This is a genomic window from Amycolatopsis sp. NPDC003861 (assembly GCF_053605405.1).
Genome location: NZ_JBSGJD010000331.1, coordinates 1 through 8738, shown reverse-complemented (window position 1 = coordinate 8738; position 8738 = coordinate 1). Strand labels below are relative to the sequence as shown.

7 protein-coding genes are annotated in these 8738 nt (G+C 72.6%); 4 read left to right on the top strand and 3 right to left on the bottom strand.

Annotation, left to right across the window (positions count from 1 at the left end; translation table 11 throughout):
* The first annotated feature begins 351 nt into the window (after positions 1-351).
* Complete coding sequence (locus ACWEVN_RS43670; protein WP_452055201.1) at positions 352-1134, top strand: DUF6885 family protein; 783 nt, start codon at positions 352-354, stop codon at positions 1132-1134.
* On the opposite strand, the gene ACWEVN_RS43665 is transcribed toward ACWEVN_RS43670, so the two are convergent.
* Genes ACWEVN_RS43665 through ACWEVN_RS43655 form a run of 3 tightly spaced genes read right to left on the bottom strand, consistent with a single transcriptional unit; the run spans position 1112 to position 4466 of the window.
* Positions 1112-2539 carry an amino acid permease gene (locus ACWEVN_RS43665; protein ID WP_452055203.1) on the bottom strand — a complete coding sequence of 476 codons (1428 nt, stop codon included), beginning with the start codon at positions 2537-2539 and terminating at the stop codon, positions 1112-1114. The genes ACWEVN_RS43670 and ACWEVN_RS43665 overlap by 23 nt on opposite strands.
* Positions 2540-2581: 42 nt before the next feature.
* Entirely contained in the window at positions 2582-3241 is a 660-nt protein-coding gene (locus tag ACWEVN_RS43660; protein WP_452055200.1) for a response regulator, read from the bottom strand.
* A 58-nt stretch (positions 3242-3299) separates the two neighbouring features.
* A complete protein-coding gene (locus ACWEVN_RS43655; RefSeq protein ID WP_452055199.1) occupies positions 3300-4466 on the bottom strand; it encodes a sensor histidine kinase in 1167 nt (388 codons plus the stop codon).
* Between the two features lie 109 nt (positions 4467-4575).
* Between ACWEVN_RS43655 and ACWEVN_RS43650 the strand changes: the two genes are divergently transcribed.
* From ACWEVN_RS43650 to glgX, 3 genes are all read left to right on the top strand, one after another.
* Positions 4576-5151 (top strand): hypothetical protein, encoded by a 576-nt coding sequence (locus ACWEVN_RS43650; protein WP_452055198.1) that lies wholly within the window; start codon positions 4576-4578, stop codon positions 5149-5151.
* Between the two features lie 100 nt (positions 5152-5251).
* Positions 5252-7228 (top strand): 4-alpha-glucanotransferase, encoded by a 1977-nt coding sequence (malQ, locus tag ACWEVN_RS43645; RefSeq protein WP_452055202.1) that lies wholly within the window; start codon positions 5252-5254, stop codon positions 7226-7228.
* A gap of 77 nt (positions 7229-7305) precedes the next feature.
* Positions 7306-8738 (top strand): glycogen debranching protein GlgX (glgX, locus tag ACWEVN_RS43640; protein WP_452055197.1); only part of this gene is annotated, 1433 nt, incomplete at its 3' end.

The window sequence follows — 8738 nt, the reverse complement described above, 5'->3', positions numbered from 1 at the left end:
GTTCCCGTGGCTGGTGGCTCCCGTGGCAGGTGGCTCCCGTGGCGGGCGGTTCCCGCTGCAGGTGGTTCCCGTGGCTGGTGGCTCCCGCGGCAGACGGTTCCCACGGCAGGTGGCTCCCGTGGCGGGCGGCTCCCGTGGCAGGTGCCTCCCACGACAGGCGGCCTCCCACGACAGGCGGCCCGACGACAGACAGCCCCCAAGGCAGCCAGCCCCACCAAGCCCCCACCCCGCGACCACCCAACCCGCGCCCCGAGCCCCTGCCAGCCCCTCCACCCCCACCGAGAACCCTATTCTGGTCAGGACGGCACAACGAACCACAGGCCGCCACCTCCGGCGCAACTGAGGGGACCGATGACTTCGGGGATCGACGGCGGGCAGCTCGACCTGTCCGGGGTGCGGTGGCTGCCGGGCGGGGCCCGGCTGGCCGCCGTTGCCCAGGCGGAGCTGCCCCAGAAGGATGGGCTGGCCGCGGCGTTCTGCGGGCTCGCCGCGCTGCGGGCGGCCGGGCTCGACGTGCCGGATCAGGACACCGTCGCCGTGGCCGCCGGCACCGTCCGGGGGCCGGCCGTGCACCCGCCGGGGGAGCCGGGCCGGCGGGACTTCCGGCTGCCCGTGCCCGTCGTCGAGGATCCGGCCGCGGCCGGCACCCGGGTTTCCCGGCTGGCGGCGGCCGTCGAGTCGCTGTCGCGCGGGACGCTCGCGGCGGTGCCGGTGACCGGCGAGTGGACCACCGAGGCGCTGTTCGACCTGCTCGTCGGGCTGTGGGACGTCCCGCGCGTCGCGGTGCTGGCCCGGATCGACGGCGCCGAGCTCGGCGCGCACGACACCCCGGAACGCGCGCTGCTCGACTACCTCGACACCGGCGTCCCTCCACTGTGGACGTCACGCTGGCGCCCGCCCGGCGGCCACTTCGTGCTCCTGGCGGGCATCCGCATCGGCGCCGAGGGCACCCTGCTGTCCGTTGTGGACACCTATCCGTCGCTCGGGGACGACGGCCGGCACGACCAGCCCGTGGAATGGGTGACGGCGGCGCTGGCCGGGCTCGGCGTCCTCGTGGTCGTCGACACCGGCCAGGCCGGCGTGGTGCGCGCGGCGGCCGGCGGCGCCGGGCTCACTCCGTCCTTTTGGGACTGACCGCGAAGCGGGAGTGGCGGCGGCCGTAGGCGAAGTAGATCACCAGGCCGATCACCAGCCACGCGGCGAACCGCAGCCACGTCAGCACGTTCAGGTTCAGCATCAGGTACAGGCACGCCAGCGCGGCCAGGACCGGGACCACGGGCGAGAACGGCACCCGGAACGGCCGGTCCAGGTCGGGACGGCGGCGGCGCAGCACCGGGACCGCCACGGCCACGATGATCATCGCCGACAGCGCGCCGATGCTCACCATGTCGGCCAGCTCGGAAATCGGGATGAACGCGGCCAGGACGGCGATGAGCGCCGCGCCGCCGATGGTCATCCGGTGCGGGGTGCCCCAGCGCGGGTGCGCGGTGCCGAGCGCCTTCGGCAGCAGGCCGTCACGGCCCATCGCGAACCCGATCCGCCCGATCGTGACCAGCTCGACCATCATCACCGACGTCAGCCCGGTGACCGCGCCGAGCGAGATCAGCGCACCCACCCAGTGCTGGCCGACCCGGTCGAACGCGTCCGCCAGCGGCGCGCCGGTGTCGATGTCGGTGAACGGGATCATGCCGGTCAGCACGATCGAGACGCCGATGTAGAGCAGCGCGCACACGCCCAGTGCGCCGAGGATGCCGACGCGCAGGTCCTTGCGCGGGTTCAGCGTCTCCTCGCCGAGGTTCGCGAGCGCCTCGAAGCCGGTGTAGGCGAAGAAGACCACGGCGGCCGCGGTGATCATGCCGGCGATGCCGTACACCGACTGCTCCAGGCCGAGCGCGGCCTGCACGATCGGTTGCTCCAGCACCGTCGACCCGGCTTCGGGCGCCTTGGCCGGCGGGATGAACGGCGTGAGGTTCGCGCCCTTGACGAAGAACAGGCCGACCGCGAGCACCAGCACGCAGACCGCGACCTTCACGCACACCAGCAGGTTGGTCAGCCAGGCCGACTCCTTGATCCCCAGCACGGCGACCACGGTCAGCACGGCGATGATCAGCACCGCGCCGATGTTGACCTTCGCGTCCTCGCCGAACCACTCCGGCGACAGCCCGAGCAGGTTCGCCAGGTACCCCGACCAGCCGCGCGACACGACGGCGGCGCCGAGCGCGAACTCCAGCAGCAGGTCCCAGCCGATGATCCAGGCGAACACCTCGCCGAGGGTGGCGAAGGCGTAGGTGTAAGCGCTTCCCGCCGTCGGGACGCTGGAGGCGAGCTCCGCGTAGCACAGCGCCGCCAGCCCGGCGACGACCGCGCCGAGCACGAACGACAGCGTCACCGCCGGCCCCGCGTGGGTCTTCGCCTCGACGCCGGCCAAGGTGAAGATGCCGGTGCCGATGATGATCCCGACGCCGAACCCGATCAGGTCGCGCCCGCGCAGCCGCCGTTTGAGCTCCCCGGAGTCCTGGCGGTCCAGGACCTCGTCCACGTTCAACGTTCTCCGCTCACCCATGAGGAGAAAGTTAGAAGGTCACGAGTCTTTCCGCAGATCGGCGCCGGTCTCCTGGGCGAGGATCGCGGCCTGCACCCGCGAGCGCAGGCCGAGCTTGGCCAGCACGCGCGAGACGTGTGTCTTCACCGTCGCCTCGCCGATGTGCAGCCGGGTGCCGATCTGGGTGTTGGACAGGCCCTCGCCCAGGCAGCCGAGCACCTCGCGCTCGCGGTCGGTGAGGTCGCCGAGGCCGGGCGGGAGGGGCGCCCGGTCCGGGGCCGACGCGGCGAACGCGGTGATCAGCCGCCGCGTGACCTGCGGGGCGAGCACGCCGTCACCGGCCGCGACGAGCTTCACCGCTTCGATCAGCCGGGGCGCTTCGACCGATTTGAGCAGAAAACCGGCCGCTCCGGCCCGCAGCGCGCCGTGCACGTACTCGTCGAGGTCGAACGTGGTCAGCACGAGCACCTGGGTGAGCCCCGCGGACACCAGTTCCCGGGTGGCGGCGATGCCGTCGGTGCCCGGCATCCGGACGTCCATCAGCGTGACGTCCGGCCGCAGCGCCCGCGCCTGCCGGACGGCGGCGGCGCCATCAGCCGCCTCGCCGACGACCTCGATGCCCTCGGCGTTGCCGAGGATGGTCGTGAGGCCGAACCGGATGGCGCTGTGGTCGTCGGCGACCAGGACGCGGACTGTCATCGCAGCCTTTCGGGGGTCCGGGTGGCGAAGCCCCCGGCCCGGGACGAAGTTCCGGTTGTCACAGCGGGCTCACCGGGAGTTCGGCGCGCACCAGCCAGCCGTCGCCCGCCGGGCCCGCGGTGAGCTCGCCGCCCACCGCGTCGGCGCGCTCGCGCATGTTCAGCAGGCCCGTGCCGGCGCCGGTGGCGGGGAGCGGGCCGCGGACGTCGTTGCGGACCTCGACCGCGAGCACGCCGTCGAGGCAGCGGACGGCGACGTCGACCCGGCCGCCTGGGGCGTGCTTGACGGCGTTGGTCAGCGCTTCCTGCGCGATCCGGTACGCCGTCAGGTCGACCGCCGCCGGCAGCGGCAGCCGCTCGTCCACAGTGGACTCGACGTGCACCTCCAGCCCGCTGGCCCTGGCCGACTCCGCCAGTTTGGCCAGGTCCGCGAGCCGGGCGGGCGCGGTCGTCTCCGTCTCGCCGCCGTCGGCCTTGAGCAGCCCGATCATCGCGCGCATCTCCTCCAGGGCGCTGACGCTGTTCTCCCGCACCGATTCCAGCACGGCCTTCGCCAGTTTCGGGTCCGGCAGCGACAGTGCCGCCTCGGACTGGATGGCGATGGCCGAGAGGTGTCCGGCGATGACGTCGTGCAGGTCGCGGGCCATCCGCCCGCGTTCGGCGGCGACCGCCGCCCGCCGGTCCAGTTCCGCGATCTTCGCCAGCTGCCCGGCGTTGGCGCGCTCGGCCTCGGCGACGTCGCGCTGCTGGCGGACGTTCGCCGCCCACCACACCGGCGTGATGACGAACGGCAGCACGGCGACCGCGGCCAGCACCGCGGCCCGCCACTGCTGCGAGAGGACCAGCACCGCGGCGAGCACGCCCACCACGGAGGACGCGGCGAGGCCGATCATCACCCGGCTGGTGCGCCGGGAGCCGTAGAGCGTCGCCGCGTAGAGGAAGTCGGTGTAGACGATCAGCACCGGCAGCGACGGGCCGAGCCGGACGTCCACCGCGAGCACCGCCGTGGCCAGGACCAGCGCCAGGGGGACGCGCCGGCGGAGCAGCTCGAGCCCGCACAACGCGGTCAGCTCCAGCAGCCGCACCCCCAGCGGCGCGTGGTCGTAGCCCGTCACGAGCCGGTGGACGTCCGTCGCGTAGACGAGGAAGCCGAGCAGCCAGGTGGCCAGCGCGATCAGGCCGTCCTGCTGCCACACCGGGAGCGAGCGCAGGCGGGGGAGAGGCACCTGATCATCCCAGCACACCGCGTGAGGCGGCCGCGTCCTACGAAGTGATGACGCCCGGTCCGTCCCTTCGCGGACGCGGCCGGGCGGGCGGGCGGGGGAGCGTGGCGGTGTGGACGAGATCGGGAAGTTCTTCGCGGAGAACCCGATGGCGGCCGTCATCGCGGCGGGCGAGATCGGGTTCTGGGTGTTCATCGCGGCGGGGCTGGCGGTGCGGTACGTGCTGCGCCTGCGACGCGCCTCGGCGGTGGTGCTGGCCCTGGTGCCGCTGGTCGACGTCGTGGTGCTGGTGGCGACCGTGCTGGACCTGTCCGCCGGGGGCAAGCCGGGGTTCACGCACGGCCTGGCCGCGGTCTACCTGGGGTTCAGCGTCGTGTTCGGGCCGAGCATGGTGCGGTGGGCGGACGAGCGGTTCGCGTATCGGTTTGCGGGCGGGCCGCCACCACCGCCGAAGAGGCAGGGCCGGGAGAGGGCGCGGCACGAGTGGCGCGAGTGGGGCAAGTGCCTGCTGGCCTGCGGGCTGGCGGCGGCGGCCCTGCTGGCGGCGATCTTCGCGATCGGCGAGCCGGAGAGGGTGGCGCCGCTGTGGGGGTGGTTGCCGCGGCTGGGCACGGTGTCGGCGATCTGGCTGTTCGCCGGGCCGGTCTGGGAGGAGCTGTTCGGCAAGCGCGAGGAGGTCCGCTCGTGAGGGACCTTCCTGCGGGCCGGCCGGGGCGCTCCCGCCGCCGGGGTGAGTGGCTCCCGGCCCTCGGGCTCGCGAAGCTCCGAGGGTGACGTCGGCCGTGCGGATGGCGGGAACCGCCCGGCACCGGAATGCTGGTCCCGTGCCCGAACAGATCCCCGCCCTGCACGAGCTCGCCGCCTACTACGGTGTCGCCACCCGGTACGAGAACGCCGACCGGGTCTGGGTCGAGGTGGCCGATGACGTCGTCGTCGCCGTTCTCGGCCAGTTCGGCGTCGATGCCACCAGTGACCAGGCCATCGCCGCCGCGCTCGGCGCCGCGCGCGAAGCCCCGGCCGCCCTGCCGCCGACCATCGTCGTGCGGGAAGGCACCGGCACCGCGCTGGGCGTCGACGCCGAGGTCGTCCTCGAAGACGGGACGCGGCGGCAGGCCGCCGGCCACCTGCCCGCCGACCTGCCGCTCGGGTGGCACCGGGTGGTCACCGCCGATCAGGACGTCGTGCTCGCCGTCGTGCCGGCGAAGCTGCCGCAGGTGCGGCCCGCCTGGGGGTGGATGCTGCAGCTCTACGCCCTGCACTCGGCCGGTTCCTGGGGCATCGGCGACTACGCCGACCTCGCCACCTTCGCCGCCCGGTCGGCCGCCGAACTGGACGCCGGCGTCCTGCTGGTCAATCCGGTCCAGGCGATCAGCCCCGCCCACCCGATCGAGCGGTCGCCGTACTCGCCCGCGAGCCGCCGGTTCGCCAACCCCGTCTACCTGCGCGTCACCGCCACCGAGACCTTCCGGCAGGCCGATGCCGCCACCCGGGCCGCCGTCGAGTCCCTGGCCCCGGACCGCGAAGGCGAATTGATCGACTACGACGCCGTCTGGACGGCCAAGCGCGCCGCCCTCGAGCTGCTGTGGCCGCACCGCGTCGAGGAAGTCCCCGGGGACATGGAGGACTTCGCCCTCTTCTGCGCCCTCGCCGAGCAGCACGGCGGCGACTGGCGAGACTGGCCGGAGGACCTTCGCGACCCGGCCGGACCGGCCACGGCGAAGGCGCGCGAAGAGCTGAAGGACCGCGTCGCCTTCCACGCCTGGCTCCAGCACCTCTGCCGGGTCCAGCTGGAAGTGGCACGTCAAGCCGCCCGCGAGGCCGGGATGACCGTCGGGATCGTGCACGACCTGCCGGTCGGGGTGCACCCCGGCGGGGCCGACACCTGGGCACTCAACGACGTCTTCGCCGCCGACGTGCGGGTCGGCGCGCCCCCGGACGCCTTCAACCAGCAGGGCCAGGACTGGAACCTGCCGCCGTGGCGGCCGGACAAGCTGGCCGAGGCCGGGTACGCGCCGTTCCGGGACGTCATCCGGGGCGTCCTGCGCTTCGCCGACGGCATCCGGGTCGACCACATCGCCGGCCTGTGGCGGCTCTGGTGGATCCCGCCGGGCGAGCCCGCGCACCGCGGCACGTACGTCCACTACGACGCCGAAGCGATGGTCGGCGTGCTCGCGCTCGAAGCGCACCGCGCCGGCGCCGTCGTCGTGGGGGAGGACCTCGGCACCGTCGAGGAGGTCGTCACCGAAACCATGCACGAACGGGGGATGCTCAGTTCCGCCGTGCTGTGGTTCGAGCGCGACTGGGACGCGCCCGGCCGGCCGTTCACCTCGCCGGACACCTGGGACCCGGACGCGATGGCCAGCATCTCCACGCACGACCTGCCGACCGTCGCGGGCTGGCTGCGGGGCGAGCACGTCCGGGTCCGCGCCGAGCTCGGCCTGCTGGACCGCGGGGTCGAAGCGGAGGAGCAGGCCGCCGCCGAGGAGCGCACAGCGCTGCTGGAACTCGTTGCCCGCGAAGGCATTCCGGACGACGACCCGGTCGTCGCGCTGCACACCCTGCTCGCGCGAGCCGCGTCCCGGCTGGTGCTGACCTCTCCGGCCGACGTGGCGGGCCAGGTGCGGCAGCCGAATCTGCCCGGAACCATCGACCAGTACCCTAACTGGCGGATTCGCCTCCCCGTCAGCGTCGACGGCTTCTTCACCGCGAAGGGAGTCCGCGCCGCGGTCGCACCGCTGGCGGCGGCCCGGCCGCTGCCCCGGTGACGACGGTAACGACCATCCCTGTGCGCGCGACCCCCGGTGGTACGCCACCGGCACGACCAAGCTCGAGGAGAAACCCAGTGCGGCCCTGGCCCGGAACGCCCTACCCGCTCGGCGCCACCTACGACGGAGTCGGGACGAACTTCGCCCTGTTCTCCGAGGTGGCCGAGCGCGTCGAACTGTGCCTGTTCGACGCCGAGGGCAAGGAGGAGCGGTACGCGCTCGAAGAGGTGGACGGCTTCGTCCACCACGGCTACCTGCTCAACGTCGGCCCCGGGCAGCGCTACGGGTTCCGGGTGCACGGCCCGTACGACCCGAAGCGCGGCCTGCGCTGCAACCCGAACAAGCTGCTCATCGACCCGTACGCGAAGGCCGTCTCGCACGGCGTGAAGTGGGACGAGTCGCTGTTCGGCTACAAGTTCGACAACCCGGCCGAGCGCAACGACGACGACAGCGCCGGCCGCGTGCCGTATTCGCTGGTGGCGAACCCGTTCTTCGACTGGGGCAACGACCGCCAGCCGAAGCGGCCGTACAACGAGACGGTCATCTACGAGGCGCACGTCAAGGGCATGACCGTGCATCACCCGTTCGTGCCCGAAGCACTGCGGGGCACGTACGCCGGTCTCGCGCACCCCGCGGTCGTCGAGCACCTGCAGAAACTCGGCGTGACCGCGGTGGAACTGCTGCCGGTGCACCAGTTCGTCACCGACCACGGGCTGGCCGAAAAAGGCCTGACGAACTACTGGGGCTACAACACGATCGGGTACTTCGCGCCCCACGACTCCTACGCGGCGATGCCGGGCGAGGGCGGCCAGGTCCAGGAGTTCAAGGGCATGGTCAAGGCCTTCCACGAGGCCGGGATCGAAGTGATCCTCGACGTGGTTTACAACCACACGGCCGAGGGAAACCACCTCGGGCCGACGCTGTCGATGCGGGGCATCGACAACGAGGCCTACTACCGGCTGGTGGAGGGGGAGCCCGAGTACTACATGGACTACACCGGCACCGGCAACTCCCTCAACGTCCGCAACCCGCACACCCTGCAGCTGATCATGGATTCGCTGCGCTATTGGGTGACGGAGATGCACGTCGACGGCTTCCGGTTCGACCTCGCCTCCGCGCTGGCCCGCGAGTTCTACGACGTCGACCGGCTGTCGACGTTCTTCGACCTGGTGCAGCAGGACCCGATCGTCAGCCAGGTGAAGCTGATCGCCGAGCCGTGGGACGTCGGCCCCGGTGGCTACCAGGTCGGCAACTTCCCGCCGCTGTGGACCGAGTGGAACGGGCAGTTCCGCGACACCGTGCGCGACTTCTGGCGCGGCGAGCCGTCGACGCTGGGGGAGTTCGCGAGCCGGATCACCGGGTCGTCGGACCTCTACCAGGACGACGGCCGGCGCCCCTTCGCGTCGATCAACTTCGTCACCGCCCACGACGGCTTCACGCTGCGGGACCTGGTGTCCTACAACGAAAAGCACAACGATAGTAGGAGACGTTCTCGGCCATCCGCGCGCCG

Coding starts and splice junctions, on each gene's coding strand:
- ACWEVN_RS43660 (WP_452055200.1), bottom strand. CDS start 3,241: ATGACAGTCCGCGTCCTGGTCGCCGACGACCACAGCGCCATCCGGTTC.
- ACWEVN_RS43670 (WP_452055201.1), top strand. CDS start 352: ATGACTTCGGGGATCGACGGCGGGCAGCTCGACCTGTCCGGGGTGCGG.
- malQ (WP_452055202.1), top strand. CDS start 5,252: ATGGCGGGAACCGCCCGGCACCGGAATGCTGGTCCCGTGCCCGAACAG.